The organism is Rhodanobacter spathiphylli B39 (genome assembly GCF_000264295.1).
In the GTDB taxonomy this organism is placed as follows: Bacteria; Pseudomonadota; Gammaproteobacteria; order Xanthomonadales; family Rhodanobacteraceae; genus Rhodanobacter; species Rhodanobacter spathiphylli.
In genome coordinates this window covers 60,471-77,725 of record NZ_AJXT01000048.1, presented here as the reverse complement: position 1 = coordinate 77,725, position 17,255 = coordinate 60,471, and the positions used below count along the sequence as shown (strand labels likewise).

The 17,255-nt window shown below is 68.2% G+C and carries 18 protein-coding genes; 10 read left to right on the top strand and 8 right to left on the bottom strand.

Annotated elements, in window-relative coordinates:
* Positions 1 to 89 precede the first annotated feature (89 nt).
* Together UU7_RS15140 and UU7_RS15135 are read left to right on the top strand one after the other, a co-directional pair.
* Entirely contained in the window at positions 90 to 1,463 is a 1,374-nt protein-coding gene (locus UU7_RS15140; RefSeq protein WP_007809793.1) for a porin family protein, read from the top strand.
* A gap of 154 nt (positions 1,464 to 1,617) precedes the next feature.
* Entirely contained in the window at positions 1,618 to 3,273 is a 1,656-nt protein-coding gene (locus tag UU7_RS15135) for an MFS transporter (RefSeq protein WP_007809791.1), read from the top strand.
* 65 nt (positions 3,274 to 3,338) lie between these two features.
* Here UU7_RS15135 and UU7_RS15130 read toward each other — a convergent pair whose 3' ends face one another.
* Entirely contained in the window at positions 3,339 to 3,599 is a 261-nt protein-coding gene (locus tag UU7_RS15130; protein ID WP_007809790.1) for a GlsB/YeaQ/YmgE family stress response membrane protein, read from the bottom strand.
* A gap of 156 nt (positions 3,600 to 3,755) precedes the next feature.
* On the opposite strand from UU7_RS15130, the gene UU7_RS15125 reads away from it, so the two are divergent.
* Positions 3,756 to 5,432, top strand: a complete 1,677-nt coding sequence (locus UU7_RS15125) for an AMP-binding protein (protein WP_007809789.1) — start codon at positions 3,756 to 3,758, stop codon at positions 5,430 to 5,432.
* Positions 5,433 to 5,438: 6 nt separating this feature from the next.
* Here UU7_RS15125 and UU7_RS15120 read toward each other — a convergent pair whose 3' ends face one another.
* On the bottom strand, positions 5,439 to 5,672 hold the full coding sequence (locus tag UU7_RS15120; RefSeq protein WP_007809788.1) for a hypothetical protein: 234 nt from the start codon (positions 5,670 to 5,672) through the stop codon (positions 5,439 to 5,441).
* 148 nt (positions 5,673 to 5,820) lie between these two features.
* Between UU7_RS15120 and UU7_RS15115 the strand changes: the two genes are divergently transcribed.
* Positions 5,821 to 6,927, top strand: coding sequence for a PA0069 family radical SAM protein (locus UU7_RS15115; protein ID WP_007809787.1), 1,107 nt, complete (start codon positions 5,821 to 5,823; stop codon positions 6,925 to 6,927).
* A gap of 9 nt (positions 6,928 to 6,936) precedes the next feature.
* On the opposite strand, the gene UU7_RS15110 is transcribed toward UU7_RS15115, so the two are convergent.
* Genes UU7_RS15110 through UU7_RS15100 form a run of 3 tightly spaced genes read right to left on the bottom strand, consistent with a single transcriptional unit; the run spans position 6,937 to position 9,684 of the window.
* Entirely contained in the window at positions 6,937 to 8,409 is a 1,473-nt protein-coding gene (locus UU7_RS15110) for a hypothetical protein (protein WP_007809786.1), read from the bottom strand.
* Positions 8,406 to 9,299 (bottom strand): ABC transporter ATP-binding protein, encoded by an 894-nt coding sequence (locus UU7_RS15105; protein ID WP_007809785.1) that lies wholly within the window; start codon positions 9,297 to 9,299, stop codon positions 8,406 to 8,408. Before UU7_RS15105 ends, UU7_RS15110 begins: the two co-directional genes overlap by 4 nt.
* A gap of 1 nt (position 9,300) precedes the next feature.
* Positions 9,301 to 9,684, bottom strand: a complete 384-nt coding sequence (locus UU7_RS15100; protein ID WP_007809784.1) for a GntR family transcriptional regulator — start codon at positions 9,682 to 9,684, stop codon at positions 9,301 to 9,303.
* Between the two features lie 211 nt (positions 9,685 to 9,895).
* Here UU7_RS15100 and UU7_RS15095 point away from each other — a divergent pair, with 211 nt between their 5' ends.
* Positions 9,896 to 10,075: a hypothetical protein gene (locus tag UU7_RS15095; protein ID WP_007809783.1), complete on the top strand. Its 180-nt coding sequence runs from the start codon at positions 9,896 to 9,898 to the stop codon at positions 10,073 to 10,075.
* A gap of 73 nt (positions 10,076 to 10,148) precedes the next feature.
* On the opposite strand, the gene UU7_RS15090 is transcribed toward UU7_RS15095, so the two are convergent.
* The 3 genes from UU7_RS15090 to UU7_RS15080 all read right to left on the bottom strand — a co-directional run bounded on the left by UU7_RS15090 (position 10,149) and on the right by UU7_RS15080 (position 14,286).
* Positions 10,149 to 12,206 carry a S9 family peptidase gene (locus UU7_RS15090; protein WP_007809782.1) on the bottom strand — a complete coding sequence of 686 codons (2,058 nt, stop codon included), beginning with the start codon at positions 12,204 to 12,206 and terminating at the stop codon, positions 10,149 to 10,151.
* Between the two features lie 81 nt (positions 12,207 to 12,287).
* Positions 12,288 to 13,196: a patatin-like phospholipase family protein gene (locus UU7_RS15085; protein ID WP_007809779.1), complete on the bottom strand. Its 909-nt coding sequence runs from the start codon at positions 13,194 to 13,196 to the stop codon at positions 12,288 to 12,290.
* A gap of 73 nt (positions 13,197 to 13,269) precedes the next feature.
* Positions 13,270 to 14,286, bottom strand: coding sequence for a class 1 fructose-bisphosphatase (locus UU7_RS15080; RefSeq protein WP_007809777.1), 1,017 nt, complete (start codon positions 14,284 to 14,286; stop codon positions 13,270 to 13,272).
* Positions 14,287 to 14,471: 185 nt separating this feature from the next.
* Between UU7_RS15080 and UU7_RS15075 the strand changes: the two genes are divergently transcribed.
* Genes UU7_RS15075 through UU7_RS15055 form a run of 5 tightly spaced genes read left to right on the top strand, consistent with a single transcriptional unit; the run spans position 14,472 to position 17,105 of the window.
* On the top strand, positions 14,472 to 15,080 hold the full coding sequence (locus UU7_RS15075; RefSeq protein WP_007809775.1) for a DJ-1/PfpI family protein: 609 nt from the start codon (positions 14,472 to 14,474) through the stop codon (positions 15,078 to 15,080).
* A 10-nt stretch (positions 15,081 to 15,090) separates the two neighbouring features.
* A complete protein-coding gene (locus UU7_RS15070; RefSeq protein WP_007809773.1) occupies positions 15,091 to 15,276 on the top strand; it encodes a hypothetical protein in 186 nt (61 codons plus the stop codon).
* A complete protein-coding gene (locus UU7_RS15065; RefSeq protein ID WP_007809771.1) occupies positions 15,276 to 15,680 on the top strand; it encodes a GFA family protein in 405 nt (134 codons plus the stop codon). The genes UU7_RS15070 and UU7_RS15065 overlap by 1 nt, the downstream gene beginning before the upstream one ends.
* Before the next feature lie 30 nt (positions 15,681 to 15,710).
* Entirely contained in the window at positions 15,711 to 16,340 is a 630-nt protein-coding gene (locus tag UU7_RS15060; protein ID WP_007809769.1) for a glutathione S-transferase family protein, read from the top strand.
* A 60-nt stretch (positions 16,341 to 16,400) separates the two neighbouring features.
* Positions 16,401 to 17,105, top strand: coding sequence for a helix-turn-helix transcriptional regulator (locus UU7_RS15055; protein WP_007809767.1), 705 nt, complete (start codon positions 16,401 to 16,403; stop codon positions 17,103 to 17,105).
* Positions 17,106 to 17,255 lie beyond the last annotated feature (150 nt).

Below are 17,255 nucleotides of genomic sequence, written 5' to 3'. Positions count from 1 at the left end.
CTTTGGTCGAAGTTCGACCAATGGCGAATAGTCGCGCGCGCTGCAGCATGGCCATGCTCGGCCTGTCATCGACCTGGGGAGACGCACGCATGACCACGCGACACACCAATCGCCGCAACACGCTTGCCCTGAGCATGGCATGCGCACTGATGCTTCCGCTCGCCGGCCACGCGCAAGGCGACACGCGCGAACAGCAGCTCGAACAGCGGGTGGCCCAGCTCGAACAGCAGTTGAACGAACTCAAGGCGATGGTGCAGGCGCAGAAGGCCGCGCCCGCCCCCGCGCCCGCCCCGGTGCAGCAGGTCGCCGCCGCGCCGGCGACGCCGGTGTTCAGCAGCGCGCCCGGCGTGTCGGTGGCCCTGCATGGTTTCATCAGCGCCAGCGCCTTCAGCCAGAACAAGAGTTTCTCCTACGGCAACGGCCAGAACGCGCTGTATCCGACGCCGGGTTCGAGCGGCTCGCTCAGCGGCGTCGACGTGCGCAACACGCGCTTCTGGCTCGACTTCAAGGGCGCCAAGTTCGCCGGCAACTGGAGCGGCGGCGGTCGCATCGAGATGGACTTCTTCGGCGGCTTCAACGGCACCGGCGCCTACAGCCAGCAGCAGCCGACGCCGCGCCTGCGCCAGGCCTACATGGACCTGACCAACCCCGAGAGTGGCACCACGGTGCGCATCGGCCAGCAATGGGACCTGATGTTCCCGATCGACAACTCGGCCACCTCGCTGGCGCATATTGCATTCCCGCTGGGCTACGGTTCGGGCGTGATCGGCTGGCGCTTCCCCGGCCTGGTGGTGATGCAGGACTTGAACCATGGCAGCACCGGCGCACAGTGGCGACTCGACGTGGGCGTGTTCGAAGGCCACTGGAGCGGCCCGGGCAACAACCTCAATTACCTGACCGCGGGCAGCGCCGGCTTCCGACCGCAGCTCGAGGCGCGCCTGCACGTGCAGGACAAGAACTGGCTGGCCTACTTCGCGGCGCACTACAGCCAGGCCGACCTGCGCGGCGTGGGCGGCACCGCGGCCACGCCGGTGAAGTCCGAGGTCACCAGCGTGGGCTACGAGCTCGGCGGACAGTGGAAGCCCGGCCCGTGGACCTTCAAGGGCGCGGCGTACAGCGGCAAGGGCCTGGGCCAGATCTTCGGCGCGATGTCGCAGTTCGGCGACATCCAGGAAACCGGCGGCTACGCGCAGGCCGGTTACAGCTTCACGCCGAACTGGAGCCTGTACGCGTTCTACGCCTACAACAAGCCGGACCGGAACGACGTGGTCGACTGGATGGGCAACGGCGCCACCGGCCTGCTGCGCAATCGGCAGACCGCGTTGAGCCTGCAGTACGCGGCCGGTTCCTACGAGCTGGGCATGGAGTGGCTGCACGACAAGCTGGATTCGACCAGCAACGGCACCGACCACAAGACCACCAGCGGCAACCAGGTCAGCCTCAACGCGCTGTACCGCTTCTGACTTCACCGGCGATGCCTGGCATCGCCGCACAGCCTCCCGCCTTGCGGGGGGATGACGGGGTGCGGTCCGGGGCTTGCCGGGGGACCGCATCGGTCGACTTCTCTTCCACCCTGGCGGAGAGCGGCATCCCACTATCCTGAGAGGGGAAACTTCCATGGCCACCACCGCGATCGACGGGCGCGCCGCGCTCGATGTCAGCCACAAGCGGGTCATCCTGGCGTCCAGCCTGGGTACCGTGTTCGAGTGGTACGACTTCTACCTGTACGGCTCGCTGGCCGTGATCATCGGCAAGCAGTTCTTCTCCGGGCTCAACGAGGCCAGCCAGCTGGTGTTCGCCCTGCTCGCGTTCGCCGCCGGCTTCGCCGTGCGTCCGTTCGGCGCGCTGGTGTTCGGCCGGGTCGGCGACCTGGTCGGGCGCAAGTACACCTTCCTGATCACCATCGTGATCATGGGCCTGTCCACCTTCTTCGTGGGCCTGCTGCCCAGCTACGGCTCGATCGGCGTGGCGGCGCCGGTGATCCTGATCCTGCTGCGCATGTTGCAGGGCCTGGCGCTGGGCGGCGAGTACGGCGGCGCGGCCACCTACGTGGCCGAACATGCACCGCCGGGCAAGCGTGGCCTGTACACCAGCTTCATCCAGATCACCGCCACCTTCGGCCTGTTCCTGTCGCTGCTGGTGATCCTGGGCTGCAAGTGGATGATGGGCGACAAGTTCGAGGACTGGGGCTGGCGCATCCCGTTCCTGATCTCCTCCCTGCTGCTGGCGGTGTCGGTGTACATCCGCCTGCAGCTGGCCGAGTCGCCGGTGTTCCAGCAGATGAAGGAAGAGGGCAAGACCTCCAAGGCGCCGCTGACCGAATCGTTCGCCCGCTGGGGCAACCTGAAGCTGGTGATCCTGGCCCTGCTGGGCGCCACCGCCGGCCAGGCCGTGGTGTGGTACTGCGGCCAGTTCTACGCGATGTACTTCCTCGGCAGCACGCTGAAGATCGACTCGACCACCACCCAGTTGCTGATCGCGGCCGCGCTGCTGATCGGCACGCCGTTCTTCGTGGTGTTCGGCTGGCTGTCGGACAAGATCGGCCGCAAGCCGGTGGTGCTGGCCGGCTGCCTGCTGGCCGCGCTGACCTACTTCCCGATCTTCAAGGCGATCACCCACTACGGCAATCCCGGCATCGAGGCGGCACGCACCACGGCACCCGTCGTCGTGCACGCCGACCCGGCCAACTGCCACCTGCAGATCAACCTCACCGGCACCTCCAGCTTCACCAGCTCCTGCGACATCGCCAAGAGCACGCTGGCCAAGCGCGGCGTGCCGTACGACAACGAAGCCACCCCCGCCGGGTCGGTGGCGAAGGTCACGGTGGGCGGTGCCAGCATCGATGCGTTCGAAGGCAGCACGCTGGCCAAGGCCGACTTCGCGGCCCAGGGCAAGGCGTTCGCGGCCAGCCTCGGCGCGGCGCTGGACCAGGCTGGCTACCCGGCCAAGGCCGATCCGGCACGCAGCAATTACCCGATGCTGGTGTTCCTGCTGTTCCTGCTGGTGCTGTACGTGACGATGGTCTACGGCCCGATCGCGGCGTGGCTGGTGGAAATGTTCCCCACCAAGATCCGCTACACCTCGATGAGCCTGCCGTACCACATCGGCAACGGCTGGTTCGGCGGCTTCCTGCCCTCGGTGTCGTTCGGCATCGTGGCGCTCACCGGCAACATCTACGCGGGCCTGTGGTATCCGGTGGTGATCGCGCTGATGACCTTCGTGATCGGCATGCTGTTCGTGCGCGAAACCAAGGATGTCGACATCACCGCCTGAATCATGCGGGCGCGGCACGAAGAACGCAGCGGCGGGAGCCGCTGCGTTCTTCTTTGCGAAGCGCGTCAGGCGCGCTTGATCAGTCCGATGATCACCAGCAGCACGATCGCACCGATCATCGCGTAGACGATGCTGGTGACGATCGGGTTGCCCAGGCTGAAGCCGACACCGAGCGTCGGCAACAGCCAGCCGGCCAGGAACGCGCCGATGATGCCGACCACGATGTTGCCAAGCAGGCCGAAGCCGAAACCGCGCACGATCAGCCCGGCCAGCCAGCCGGCGATGGCGCCTATCAACAAGAAGATGAGCAGGGCGGTAAGCGTCATCATGAACTCCTGGTTCGTGCGAAAGAGTCGACGGTGGCCACATGCCGGGCCACGCCGCCGCAGCGTCCGCGCTCGCGTGTGCAGCGGTCGTGACGGCTGCGGGCCGGGGTATGCTGGCGCCCAGCATTCAGCGGTGACGCCAGCGGGAACCAGCCGATGACCACAGCCACACCGAGTTACGTGCATGGCGCCAGCCTGCAGCCGCTGCTGGGCGAAACCGTCGGTGGCCTGCTCGATCGGGTGGCGGCGAAATACCCGCAGCGTCCCGCGCTGGTCGTGCGGGCGCAGGACGTGCGCCTGAACTATCGGGAATTCCATGCCGAGGTGGAACGCGTCGCCGCGGGCCTGCTGGCGCTGGGCCTGGAGCGGGGCGAGCGCATCGGCATCTGGGCGCCGAACCGGGCCGAGTGGGTGGTGCTGCAGTTCGCCGCGCCGAAGGCCGGGCTGATCCTGGTCAACATCAACCCGGCGTATCGCACGCACGAGCTGGAGTACTCGCTGAACAAGGTCGGCTGCCGCGCACTGGTGCTGCCGCGCCGCTTCAAGACCTCGCACTACCTGGCGATGCTCACCGAGCTGGCGCCGGAACTGGCGACGGCGTCACCGGGCCAGTTGCAGGCAGCCAGGTTGCCCGCGTTGCGCGAGGTGATCCTGCTGGACCAGCAGGACGAGCCCGGTGCCCGCCGCTGGACGCAGCTGGCCGCGCTCGGCGACGAGGCGGCGCTCGCGCTGTTGCGCGTGCGCGAAGCGACGCTCAACTTCGACGACGCGGTGAACATCCAGTTCACCTCCGGCACCACCGGCGCGCCCAAGGGCGCCACCCTGACCCACCACAACATCGTCAACAACGGCTGGTTCATCGGCGAGGCGATGCGCCTGACCGAGCAGGACAGGCTGTGCATCCCGGTGCCGTTCTATCACTGCTTCGGCATGGTGCTGGGCAACCTGGCCTGCGTCACCCATGGCGCCTGCATGGTGATCCCCGGCGAGGGCTTCGACGCGCTGACCACCTTGCAATGCGTGGCCGAGGAACGATGCACCGGCCTGCACGGCGTGCCCACCATGTTCATCGCCGAGCTGGAGCATCCGCGCTTCGGCGAGTTCGACCTGAGCTCGCTGCGCACCGGCATCATGGCCGGCTCGCCGTGCCCCATCGAGGTGATGCGGCGGGTGGTCGGCGAGATGCACATGGCCGATGTCACCATCGCCTACGGCATGACCGAAACCAGCCCGGTCAGCTTCCAGACCGTGCCCGACGATCCGCTGGAACGCCGCGTCGACAGCGTGGGGCGGATCCATCCGCAGCTGGAAGTGAAACTGGTCGACGAGGCCGGCCAGGTGGTGCCGCGCGGCACCCCCGGCGAACTGTGCACGCGCGGCTACTCGGTGATGCTGGGTTACTGGGACGACCCCGCGCGGACCGCCGAGGTGATCGACGAGGCGCGCTGGATGCATACCGGCGACCTGGCGGTGATCGACGCGGACGGCTACTGCAGCATCGTCGGCCGGCTCAAGGACATGATCATCCGGGGCGGCGAGAACGTGTACCCGCGCGAGATCGAGGAGTTCCTCTACGGCCATCCGAAGGTCCGCGACGTGCAGGTGTTCGGCGTGCCCGACCCGAAATTCGGCGAGCAGGTGTGCGCGTGGATCGTCCTGCGCGACGGCGTCAGCGCCAGCGTGGCCGAGATCCAGGATCACTGCCGCCATCACCTTGCCTATTACAAGGTGCCGCACTACGTGCGCTTCGTCGACGCCTTCCCGATGACGGTGACCGGCAAGATCCAGAAATACCTGATGCGCGACGCGATGGCGGCTGAGCTGGCGCCCTGACCGGGGTCAGGGACGCTCGTGCCGGAGCGGCGGCTTGCCTTCGCGCAGACGCTTGAGGTCGTACTCGGACAAGCTGGCTTCCCGTGCGTTGCCGGCGATGCGGGCGTGGACGAAGGCCAGCGTGGTGGCGAACACCCCGAGCAGCCCGGCCAGCATCCAGAAACCCCACGCGCCGGCACTGTGGCGGGTGAAGCAGAGCACGAAGGCGAATACGGTGGAAACCAGCAGCAACCAGCGCATGGGCACGACCCGGCAAGTGGATGGAGCGTCGCTCCCGCGACGACGGACGGGCAGATCATAGCGCCGCCCATGCGCGCCGGGCGCGCGCGGCATCACGACCTGGCGTGGTGTCGCCACGACTGAGATTCCGGCACGCCACACTGCCCGGATGAGCTCGCCGCCACCACCCGATTCACCCCGCGCCCCGCGTGCGCACAAGGGGCGCGGCGCCGCGTCGAATCCCGAAGGCCGCTTCGAAAGCGTCCGCCACCAGGCCGAGGATGACGGCTGGCAAGGTGCGCTGCTGGACGAGGATGCGCCGCGCCCGCGCACGGAAGTCACCGACGAGCGCGCGCGCAGCGTGATCAGCCGCAACGACTCGCCGGACATTGCCTTCAGCCAGGCGATCAATCCGTATCGCGGCTGCGAGCATGGCTGCATCTACTGCTTCGCGCGACCGTCGCACAGCTATCTCAACCTGTCGCCGGGTCTCGACTTCGAGACGAAGATCCGCGCCAAGGGCAACCTCGCCGAGGTGCTGCGGGCGGAACTGGGCAAGCCCGGCTATGCGATCAGCCCGATCAACATCGGCAGCAACACCGACCCCTACCAGCCGATCGAGAAGCGCTGGCGGCTGACCCGCGCCGCGCTGGAGCTGCTGGCCGAATGCCATCACCCGTGCACCATCGTGACCAAGAACGCGCTGGTCGAGCGCGACCTCGACATCCTGGCGCCGATGGCGCGCGAAGGACTGGTGCAGGTCCTCGTCTCGGTCAATTCGCTGGACAACCATCTCGCCGCGAAACTCGAACCCCGCGCCAGCGCGCCGCACCGGCGGATCAAGGCGATCCGCAACCTGGCCGATGCCGGCGTGCCGGTCGGCGTGCTGGTGGCGCCGATCATTCCCGCGTTGAACGACAAGGACATGGAAGCGGTGCTGGCGCAGGCCTTTGACGCCGGCGCGCGCAGCGCCGGTTACACCACGCTGCGCCTGCCGCACGAACTGAAGTCGCTGTTCCGCGAATGGCTGGCCCTGCATGCGCCGCAGCGCGCCGAACACGTGATGAGCCTGGTACAGCAGATGAACGGCGGCCGCGACTACGACAGCGACTTCGCGACCCGCATGCGCGGGCAGGGCGTGTTCGCCGACCTGCTGCGCCGCCGCTTCGAGCTGGCCTGCCGCCGGCACGGCTTCGGCCGTGCCCGCGAGCTGCAACTGGATATTTCGCGCTTCGTGCCGCCGCGCAAACCCTCGCCCCAGGGCGAGCTGTTCTGAGAGAGCCGCTCAGCTCTGCACAAACGGATGCGGCAATTGCGTCAACCCATGCCAGCCGCGCCGCGCCAGCCAGATCATGCCGGCGACCAGCAGCAGCCACGCACCGATCAGGGGCAGCAGCAGTGGCTCGACGCCCGCGACCGGATGACGGCCCCAGCTGATCGCCGGCAACAGCAGGCTCGACATGCAGAGCACGAAACTGGTGACCAGCACCGCGCCGGTCACCCAGATGGACAGCCGGCGGCCGCCGAAAAGATTGAGCAGCATCGCCACGGTGACGGTCGCGACACCCAATTGGGCCAGCAGCAGGAACGACAGCATCGCGACATGGCCATGCCAGCACAGCATGGCGACACCGATCAGCAGCGCCAGCAGCGCATGCAACACCAGCGGCAGACCCAGTCCGGCGCGCACCACTTGCCGCCGCGCCTGCGCAGGCTCGCCCAGCCCCGGCAGGAGCGCCAGCAGGGGCAGTTCGGCATTGGCCTGCTGCCAGCGCCGCTTCAGCCAGACCGGGCTGAACGCGCAGATCATCGGGCCGGCAACGCCGCCGACCATGCCAAGGCTGCCGATCAACACGCCGCGCATCGCGACGGCGGCCTGCGCGCCCTGTCCACCCCAATGCAGCAGCCACGCGACACCCAGCAAGGGCAGCGCGATGAAGGCGATCATCAGGCCCAGTTGCCTGGCGTAGCTGCGCCAGGTTTGCGGCAGGTACCAGCCGCCCAATGCCACCCGCAGTGCCTTGCGCGGCGCCGTCGGGCCCACGCCGTCGAGGCTGACGGCCAGTTGCAGCCAGTCCGGTCGCTGCTGCAGCTGGCGCAGGTCGCCGATGGCGCTCCACTGGCCCCAGCCGCCGCTGCGATATTGCAGCACCATCGGCGAACTCCAGCCCTGCGCGCGGCTGGAACCGTTGCGCAGCAGCCGCCGCCAGCAGGGCACGATCAGCAGCAGTGACAGCAGGATCAGCGGCAGCGCGATCAGCACGAAGCGGGGGTCGTCAATGCCTGGCAGGTGCAGGCGGTGCCACAGCGTATTGCCCAGGGTGGGGGTCAGCCCGAAGAAGATGGCGCAGTAGCGTGGCATCAGCGCGAACGCGAGCCCGAGCGACGTGCACAGCGTCAGCACGACCGCGGTGTTGAGCACCGGCGCGCCCAGCATGCCCAGCACGAGGGTCGGCACGGCGATGCCGAGCCCGGCATGCAGCAGCAGGGACGCCACGATCTGCCGCTGGATCGCCGGCACGCGCAGCTGCCACGCATCGATCGCCAGCAACAGCGTGGTCGACAGGAAGAATGCCCACACGAACAGCAGACCCACGCCAAACATGAAGATCGCGCCGGCGAAATGGCCGGGCTTGCTGCCGAACAGGCCGAGGCCGATGGCCGAACCGGCACACACGGTCAGTAGCACCACCGCCATCCAGCGCAGCGAGCGATGGGCCGCGTACCAGGGAATCCGGAACAGCTGCGACAGTTTCATTCGGCCACCTCCACGAACAGGTCCTCCAGCCCCAGCGCGTCGACGCGGGCGCCGGCCAGGCTGGCGGCCTCCGGCCAGCGGCCGCGCTCGTCGAGCTCGACCACCAGGCTGAGGCTGCTGTTGTCGTGGCGCCGCCGGCTCAGGCTGTGGGCAGGAGCGGCCGAGCTCAGCCGCTCGGGCAGCCACAGCCGCGCATAGCGCTCCTTGGTTTCATCGACACTGCAGCGCATCAGCAACTTGCCCCGATGCAGGAACGCCACCTCCGAGGCCACGCGCTCCAGGTCCGACACGATATGGGTGGAGAACAGCACGGTGGTGCCGGACTCGCCGGCGCGCAGCGCCACCTCGCGCAGCAGTTCGCGGCGGGCGACCGGGTCGAGCGCCGCGGCCGGTTCGTCCAGCACCAGCAGCTCCGGTTGCGAGGCCAGCGCGCGGATCAGGTCGACACGCTGGCGTTCGCCCGGCGACAGCTTCGCCAGCAGCCGGTTCGGCTGGATCTGCCAGCGCTCCAGCGTGTTCCTGACGAAGGTCTTGTCCCAGCGCGGGTAGAAACGGCCGACGAAGTCGAGCATCTGTTGCGCGGTGAGCCAGGCCAGCGCCTCGGGCTGCTGCGGCACGTAGGCGATGCGCGCCTTGGCCTCGTCGCCGAGCGCCAGCGCCGGTTCGCCGAATACCGTCGCGACCCCGGCCATCGGTTCGAGCAGGCCCAGCATGATGCGGATCAGGGTCGACTTGCCGGCGCCGTTGCGGCCGATCAGGCCGAGCACGCTGCCCGGTTCCAGCGCCAGGTCGACGCCGTTCAGCGCATTGCTGCCTTCGTAGCTGTGGACCAGCCCGCGCACCGCGAGCGGGGCGATGGTGGATTCCGTTTCACTCGGCATGGCGTTCATCTCATTCTCCCAGCAGTTTGGTCAGGCGCCGCAGCACCGGCGCGGCGGGCAGTTCGAGTTCGTGGGCATGGCGCGCCAATGCCTGCAACTGCGGTTCGAGCAGGGCCAGCCGGTGGCTTTCGCTTTGCGCGGCCTTGCGCGTGGCGATCACCGCCATGCCCTTGCCGCGCAGGCGCTCGACCAGGCCTTCGCTTTCGGCGATACCGTAGGCGCGCGACACGGTCATCGGGTTGATCGCATGGAAGCCGGCGACGTCGCGCACCGACGGCAGCAGTTCGCCATGGGTGAGCTGGCCGCCGGCAATCAGCCGGCGCAGCTGTTCGACGATCTGCCGATAGATCGGCTCGCTGGCGGTCGGTTGAACGGTAAGCAGAGAGGCATCCATGTGTATCAGTACAGCAATACACACAGGGATTGTCAACAATGACTTCCGACCCTGCCGGCAGTAAGCCCGTCGCCTGGCGGGAAACACGGATGGTCGCCGCCGCCGGGTAGCGCCTCAGACCCTCTTCACGCGCCGATGAAGTCCGATCGGCTGCAATGCGGACATTCGTCCAGGCGTGTTCGTCGCGACGCCCCGCACCCGGGAGGCACCGATGTCTTCATTCGCGCTCTATCTGATCGGCATGATCGTCGTGATCGGCGGTCTGGTTTACATCGCCACGCTGCTGCACGTGCCCAACCAGTGGATCATCGGCGGCGCCGTCGTGCTGGTGGGGGCGGGCATCCTGGGTGCGGTCACCAAGACCCGCAGCAAGGATCCGCCCGAGCACTGACGGCGAGGCGCGACAAAAAAGAGCGGGCCGATCGGCCCGCTCTTTTCATGCCCGTCGGTTCATGCCGCTCGGTTCAGCGGCTGGCCGGCAGGTATTTCTCGAACCAGCCCAAGGCCCGCTGCAGCACGTCGCGCTGGTGGGCGGGATCGACGAAGTGGTGGCCCTCGTTCGGGTACACCACCAGCGAGGTCGGCACGCCCTGCGCACGCAGCGCGTGCCACATCTCGAACGACTGCGGCGCCGGGCATTCGGCGTCGCGGTCGCCGACCACGATCAGCATCGGCGTCTTCACCTGCTTGATGAAGTTGATCGCCGAGCTCTTCGCGTACACCGCCGGGTCGTCGTAGACGCTGGCGCCGAAGAACGGCGGCATCCACTGGTCGATCAGGTTCTGGCCGTAGTAGCTCTGCCAGTTGGAGATGCCGGCGCCGGCGACCACGGCGCGGAAGCGCTGCGTCTGCGTGGGCGCGAACATGCTCATGAAGCCGCCGTAGCTCCAGCCGGTGAGGCCGAGCCGCTGGTCGTCCACCGGTACTTTCTTCTCCACCGCGTCGACGCCGGCGAGGATGTCGCGCAGGTCGCCGTAGCCGAAGTCCTTGCGGTTGGCCTGCACGTATTTCTCGCCCTGGCCGAAGCTGCCGCGCGGATTCGGCTGGAACACGAAATAGCCCAGCGCAGACAGCGGCGCGGCGCCGTAGCCCACCCCCGGCCAGCGCGGGATCACTGCGCTCGACGGGCCGCCGTGCACCACCACCACCATCGGATAGGTTTTCTTCGGATCGTAGTGGGCCGGGTACAGCAGCCAGCCCTGCACGTGGAAGCCCTCGTTGTTCCACTCCACCGACTCGGCCTTGCCCCAGGCCGGCTTGAGCCCGGCGTTGAACGAGGTCACCGCCGGCGGCGCGGTGTTGCCCAGCGCGCCGGCGTGCACTTCGCTGGCGCTGGCGTACGAGCTCTGCAGGAAGGCGACGTGCCTGAGGTCGGCGGACAGCGACATCGCCATCGACGCGCTGCCATCGCCGATGCTGGCCGGCACGGTGAAGTGCACGCGCTGCTGCTGTGCACGCGTGGCGGACACTGCGTAATCGGCCAGCTGGCTCTGGCCGTTGCTGACCTGGCTGACCAGCATCGCGCGCGGCGACGTCCAGCGCAGCCAGCTCGGCGTGACCTTGATGCCGGGCGTGAGGTCGACCAGCGTGCCACCGGCGGCGGGCACCGCGTAGATGTCGCCGCCGGTGGCGCCCTGGTCGCTCATCAGGCCGCCGATGAAGGCGATCCGCGAGGCATCCGGCGACCAGCGCGGCAGCGCGATCTGCAGCCCGTGCAGCGAGCCGCTGGCGGTGTCGGCCGGATCGACCAGCACGGTGGCGGCGGCATCGACCTGTGCGGGCTGCACGTAGAGCCTGGCGATCCACCAGTTGTTGTCGCCCGGCGGCGGCGCGGCGGTATAGGCGATGCGCGAGCCGTCCGGCGACCAGTCGAACTCATAGGCGTACATGCTGGCGGGCGTCAGCTCGTGCAGCGCGCCGCTGGCGACGTCGAGGCTGGCCACGCGTTGCACCTCGACGCCGCTGACGCCGATCTCGCCGGCGGGCCGCTTGGCCGCGGCCACCGCGCTGGCGTGGCGGGTGGCGCCTGCGACATAGAGGAAGCCGAGCGACTTGCCGTCGTCGGTCCACTGCAGCGCGCGCACGTAGCCTTTCAGCGCGGCCAGCCGCGCCGGTGCGGTGCTGCCGCGGGTGTCGGCCAGGTAGATGTCGTTCTGCATCACCCGGGTGCTGGTGAGATCGACGTTGCAGTTGGAGACGAAGGCGAGGTGGCGCGAGTCCGGCGCCCAGGCGATGCCGGATTCGGCGCAGCTGCCCGGTGTGGCCGCCGCACTCACGCGGCGCGCATGGCTGCCGTCGGCGTTGGCCACCTCGATCGCCGGCTTGTCGTCGCGCCGGATCACCCAGGCGAGCTGCCGGCCGTCCGGCGAGATCGCGGTGGCCTGGATCGACTGCGCCTTGCCCAGTTCGGTCAGCACCTGCCCGATGCGCGGATCGACCTCGGCCGTGGCGGCGAAGGCTTGCGGTGCCAGTGCGAGAGCAAGCAGCGACAGCGGGGCGATCAGGCGTGAGCGTTTCGGCATGGGAGGGATTCCGGCGTGGGGAATCCCGAAGCTACAACCCGATGCCACCCGCGCCAAGTGCAGGACGGCATGGCGACCGGATCAGTGCCGCGCCGTCTTTCCGCCGGCGTCCTGGCGCGCGGAGACCATCGCGGCCAGCTTCGCCCGGATCGTGGGGATCGCCGCCAGCGCGGCCTTCTCGCCGGCCAGGATGGCCTGGTTCTTCTGCTCGAAATCGGTGGGGCCGATGCCGCGCAGGTCAGGCCGGATCACCACCTCGGCGCGCGCGCTTTCCTGCGCCGCCAGTTGCCGCCCCATGATGTCGATCGACTGGCCCACGATGCCCATCATGTCTTGCGGGTTGCTGCCGTCGGGCGCGGCGGAGATGTCCACCGCGATCACGAAATCGGCGCCGAGCTGGCGTGCCGCGTCGACCGGGATCGGGCTGACCACGCCGCCGTCGACGTAGTGCTTGCCGTGGATCTCCACCGGCTCGAACACGCCGGGGATGCTGGACGACGCGCGCACTGCGCGGCCGGTGTTGCCGCGCACGAACACCGTGCGCGTGCCCGTTTCCAGCTCGGTCGAAACAGCGGCGAACGGCATCTTCAACTGTTCGATCGGCTGCTTGTGCACCAGCTGGTTGACGTAATCCTGCAACGCCTGGCCCTGCACCAGGCCGCCGGAGAACAGCCGCACGTCGCGGATCTTCGCCTCGTCCAGACCGAATGCGGTCTGCTGCAGCGCGAACGCGTCCATGCCGCTGGCGTACAGCGCGCCGACCACGCTGCCCGCACTGGTGCCGGCGACCACGTCCGGATGGATGCCGCTGGCCTCCAGCATCTTGATCACGCCGATGTGGGCGAAGCCCTTGGCCGCGCCACCGCCGAGGGCGAGGCCGATCTTCAGCTTCACCGGTGCGGGTGGTGGCGGCACGGGTTTCGCTGCGTGCGTGCAGGCGCCCAGCACGAGCGTGGCAAGCAGGGGCAGGAGCAGGCGACGGAAGGGCATGGGGTGCTGTCGGGAGATTTTGATTGGCTCCTCCCCCTGCATGCAGGGGGAGGCTGGGAGGGAGCAGGAAGCGTCAGCTCATGGCGCCGTCGGCTTCGAGGTGATAGTGCGTGGCCAGCTCCACTTCTTCCTTCGAACCGAGGAACACCGGCACGCGCTGGTGCAGGCCGGTGGGCTGGATCTCCATGATGCGCCGGCGGCCGGTGGTCGCCGCGCCGCCGGCCTGCTCGACGATGAAGGCCATCGGGTTGGCCTCGTACATGATGCGCAGCTTGCCGCCCTGCTTCTCGATCTTCGCGTCCAGCGGGTAATAGAACACGCCGCCGCGGGTCACGATGCGGTGCACGTCGGCGACCATCGAGGCGACCCAGCGCATGTTGAAATCCTTGCCGCGCGGGCCGGTCTTGCCGGCCAGCAGTTCGCCGACGTAGCGCTGCATCGGCGCCTGCCAGTGGCGCTGGTTGGACATGTTGATGGCGAACTCGGTGGCCTGTTCCGGGATGCGGATATTGCGACGACTGAGCACGAAGCTGCCCACCTCGCGGTCCAGCGTGAACTCGTGGGTGCCGTGGCCGAAGGTCAGCACCAGCACGGTGGCCGGCCCGTACACCACGTAGCCGGCGGCGAGCTGGGTGGTGCCCGGCTGCAGGAAGTGCTCGGCCTTCGGTTCGGTCACGCCGTCCGGGCAGCGCAGCACCGAGAAGATCGTGCCGACGGAGATGTTCACGTCGATGTTGGAGCTGCCGTCCAGCGGATCGAACAGCAGCAGGTGCTGGCCTTTCGGATAGCCGTCAGGAATCTGCTGGGGGTCTTCCATCTCCTCCGAGGCGCAGGCCGCAAGGTGGCCACCCCAGGCGTTCGCCTCCAGCAGGATCTCGTTGGAGATCACGTCCAGCTTCTTCTGCGCCTCGCCCTGGATGTTGCCCGTGCCGGCCTCGCCCAGCACGCCGCCCAGCGCCCCCTTGCCGGTGGCCACGCCGATGCGCTTGCAGGCGCGCGCGACCACTTCGATCAGCAGGGAAAGTTCGGCATTGATGTGGCCGGCGCGGCGTTCCTCGATCAGGAACTGGATCAGCGAGACAGGCTTCATGTCGGGTCCATGGCGTAGGGGATGGCTATTGTCGCATTTGTTCCTGAGCGGGGAACGGGGATTGGTAGCGCCGGGGAATGGGGAGCTTGGCGGTCCTCCCGCTTGTTTCCCGTTCCCGGCCCTGCTGACAACACGTTGGCAGCAGCCCCCCCGCAAGCTGCACCTCCAAGGCGGAGGATCAAGACATGCGCGATGCGATTTATTTCCTGGTGTTCGAGGGCTTTGCCGACTGGCAGGCGGCGCTGGCCCTGTGCGAGATACGGCGCCCCGGCGACTGGCGGGTGCAGGCGGTGGGCTTCAGCCGCGCTCCGGTCACCTCGATGGGCGGGCTGTGCGTGCAGCCGCAGCTGACCCTGGATCAGCTGGACGACGCAAGCGCCGCGATGCTGATCGTGCCCGGCGGGCATCTCTGGCAGCGTGGCGAGGGCGCGCCCGCGGTGGTGGCGATGCGCCGGTTGCATGCGGCCGGGGCGGTGGTGGCCGGCATCGACAGCGGCGTGCTGGCGCTGGCCCGCGCCGGCCTGCTCGATGATTGCCGCCACACCGGCAACTGGTCGGGGCAGCTCGCTGCCCAGGTGCCCACCTATGCCGGCGCGGAGCAATACGACAGCGAGGTGCTCGCGGTCAGCGACGGCGGCGTGATCAGCGCCAGCCACCTCGGCAGCGTGGAATTCGCCCGCGAGGTGATCCGCACGCTCGACCTGTACAGCCCCACCGACCGCGAGCACTGGTATCGCCTGTTCAAGCACGCGCAGCTGCCGCCCTGGTGCGTCGGCGAAGTCATGGCGGCATGAGGAGGTCACGATGAACAAGATCCTGCAACGCACCTTGATGGCTTATCGCCCGCTGTACCTGCACGGCCTGCTGCTGGACGGCCAATACCGCTTGCCGAAGGCGAACCCGGCCGGCGCCGCTGGCCCGGCACCGCGGCGCCAACGCGCGCTGCTCGCCGCACTGACCCACATCGTCTTCCACCACCGGAGCAAATGATGATCAAGACGTATCACGGCAGCTGCCATTGCGGCACGGTACGCTACGAGGCGGAAATCGATCTCGCCGCCGGCACCGGGCGCTGCAACTGCTCGATCTGCACCAAGACGCGCCAGTGGGGCGTGACGATCAAGCCCGCCGCCTTCCGCCTGCTGGCCGGCGAGGACGCGTTGTCGGATTACCAGTTCAACACCCGCAGCGCCAACCATCTGTTCTGCCGGCATTGCGGCGTGCGCTCGTTCGGCCGCGGCCATATCGCGGAAATCGGCGGCGACTATGTCTCGATCAGCCTGGCCTGCCTCGATGACGTCGAACCGCAGGAGTTGATCGAGGCGCCGCTGCGCTTCGCCGACGGTCGCCACAACAACTGGATGTCCGCACCGGCCGAAACGCGGCATCTCTGAAACTTTCCACCCGTTCGCCAGGAAACCACGATGAGCAAGCCACGCGTCACCTTCTTCCATTCGACACAAAGCCGCTCCACCGGCACTCGCGCCCTGCTCGAGGAGCTGGGTGCCGACTACGAATTGCACCTGCTCGACCTGAAGACCGGCCAGCAGCGCCAGCCCGAATATCTGGCGATCAACCCGATGGGCAAGGTGCCGGCGATCCTGCATGGCGGGGCCCTGGTCACCGAGCAGCCGGCGGTCTTCATCTACCTGGCCGACCTGTATGCCGAAGCCGGGCTGGCGCCGCCGATCGGTGATCCGTTGCGCGGTCCGTACCTGCGCTGGCTGGTGTTCTACGGTTCGTGCTTCGAACCGGCGGTGACGGACAAGTCGCTGCAGCGCGAGCCGGCGTCGACGTCGACCTGCGGCTACGGCGACTACGACACCATGCTGAAGACCGTGGTCGACCAGCTGGAAAAGGGCCCGTACCTGCTGGGCGAACGCTTCAGTGCGGCGGACGTGTTGTGGGGCACCGCATTGAACTGGACCACGATGTTCAAGCTGGTACCCGAGCTGCCGGTGATCCGCGCCTACATCGACCGCGTGCTGGCACAGCCGGGCGTGCAGCGTGCCGCCGCGCTGGACGCCGAACTGGTGGCCGCCCAGGGCGCGTGATGCGATGAGTCGTGACGTTCGACGCTGTTCGCCGTCATCGTTCCCGGGGATGATGTACGGATGCGTCGAGCGGACCGGCTATTTCTCATCATTCACGCACTGCGCGGTCGGCGTACCGCGCTGCAGGCGCGTTCGCTGGCGCAGACGCTGGGCGTGTCGCTGCGCACGGTCTATCGCGATGTCGCCGACCTGCAGTTGTCCGGTGTGCCGATCGAGGGCGAGGCCGGGGTCGGCTACGTCCTGCGCAAGGGTTCGGACATCCCGCCGCTGATGTTCAACGCCAGCGAACTCGAGGCTCTGGTGGTCGGCTCGCGCTTCGTGCGTGCATTCGCCGGCACCCGGCTGGCGGAAAACGCGCAGACGGCGCTGTTGAAGATCGAGGCGGTGCTGCCGCCGGAACTGCGCGAGCGCGCCAGTCGCACGCGCATCTTCGCGCCGGTGTGGCGCGACCAATACCGCGACGATTTCGCCGCCCTGCTCGACCAGCTGCACGCGGCCATCATCGGCAACCAGGTGCTGCGGATGGCCTATCGCGACGAGGGCGGCAACCCCAGCACCCGCGAGATCGAGCCGCTGTGCCTGTCGTTCTGGGGTGGCAAGTGGACCCTGGGTGCGTGGTGCCGCATGCGCGGCGACTTCCGCAACTTCCGCCCGGACCGGATCGCCGAGAGCGCGGCCAGCGGCGAGGTTTTCATCGAGACCGAAGAGCGCAACCTGGCTGCCTACCTGCGTTCGGTGGGAGTGGGCGAACTCAATCTGGGCTGAGCGGGCCGTGGATGGACCGGGGCGGCACCCTCGACACCTGCGCTGGATGCCGGGCGCCGTTGCCATGGGCCGTCATGACGGCCACGATAGACGCTCGCATCGCGTCACCTGATCAATGGCGCCGCCGCCCGGAAAGAGGAGTCCGCGTGA

What these genes read in the sequence shown, in the direction of transcription:
- UU7_RS15095 (WP_007809783.1), top strand. Translation starts at nt 9,896, where the DNA reads ATGTCTTCATTCGCGCTCTATCTGATCGGCATGATCGTCGTGATCGGC.
- UU7_RS15125 (WP_007809789.1), top strand. Translation starts at nt 3,756, where the DNA reads ATGACCACAGCCACACCGAGTTACGTGCATGGCGCCAGCCTGCAGCCG.
- UU7_RS15065 (WP_007809771.1), top strand. Translation starts at nt 15,276, where the DNA reads ATGATCAAGACGTATCACGGCAGCTGCCATTGCGGCACGGTACGCTAC.
- UU7_RS15110 (WP_007809786.1), bottom strand. Translation starts at nt 8,409, where the DNA reads ATGAAACTGTCGCAGCTGTTCCGGATTCCCTGGTACGCGGCCCATCGC.
- UU7_RS15080 (WP_007809777.1), bottom strand. Translation starts at nt 14,286, where the DNA reads ATGAAGCCTGTCTCGCTGATCCAGTTCCTGATCGAGGAACGCCGCGCC.
- UU7_RS15140 (WP_007809793.1), top strand. Translation starts at nt 90, where the DNA reads ATGACCACGCGACACACCAATCGCCGCAACACGCTTGCCCTGAGCATG.
- UU7_RS15100 (WP_007809784.1), bottom strand. Translation starts at nt 9,684, where the DNA reads ATGGATGCCTCTCTGCTTACCGTTCAACCGACCGCCAGCGAGCCGATC.
- UU7_RS15070 (WP_007809773.1), top strand. Translation starts at nt 15,091, where the DNA reads ATGAACAAGATCCTGCAACGCACCTTGATGGCTTATCGCCCGCTGTAC.
- UU7_RS15075 (WP_007809775.1), top strand. Translation starts at nt 14,472, where the DNA reads ATGCGCGATGCGATTTATTTCCTGGTGTTCGAGGGCTTTGCCGACTGG.
- UU7_RS15115 (WP_007809787.1), top strand. Translation starts at nt 5,821, where the DNA reads ATGAGCTCGCCGCCACCACCCGATTCACCCCGCGCCCCGCGTGCGCAC.
- UU7_RS15085 (WP_007809779.1), bottom strand. Translation starts at nt 13,196, where the DNA reads ATGCCCTTCCGTCGCCTGCTCCTGCCCCTGCTTGCCACGCTCGTGCTG.
- UU7_RS15120 (WP_007809788.1), bottom strand. Translation starts at nt 5,672, where the DNA reads ATGCGCTGGTTGCTGCTGGTTTCCACCGTATTCGCCTTCGTGCTCTGC.
- UU7_RS15130 (WP_007809790.1), bottom strand. Translation starts at nt 3,599, where the DNA reads ATGACGCTTACCGCCCTGCTCATCTTCTTGTTGATAGGCGCCATCGCC.
- UU7_RS15135 (WP_007809791.1), top strand. Translation starts at nt 1,618, where the DNA reads ATGGCCACCACCGCGATCGACGGGCGCGCCGCGCTCGATGTCAGCCAC.
- UU7_RS15105 (WP_007809785.1), bottom strand. Translation starts at nt 9,299, where the DNA reads ATGAACGCCATGCCGAGTGAAACGGAATCCACCATCGCCCCGCTCGCG.
- UU7_RS15055 (WP_007809767.1), top strand. Translation starts at nt 16,401, where the DNA reads ATGCGTCGAGCGGACCGGCTATTTCTCATCATTCACGCACTGCGCGGT.
- UU7_RS15090 (WP_007809782.1), bottom strand. Translation starts at nt 12,206, where the DNA reads ATGCCGAAACGCTCACGCCTGATCGCCCCGCTGTCGCTGCTTGCTCTC.
- UU7_RS15060 (WP_007809769.1), top strand. Translation starts at nt 15,711, where the DNA reads ATGAGCAAGCCACGCGTCACCTTCTTCCATTCGACACAAAGCCGCTCC.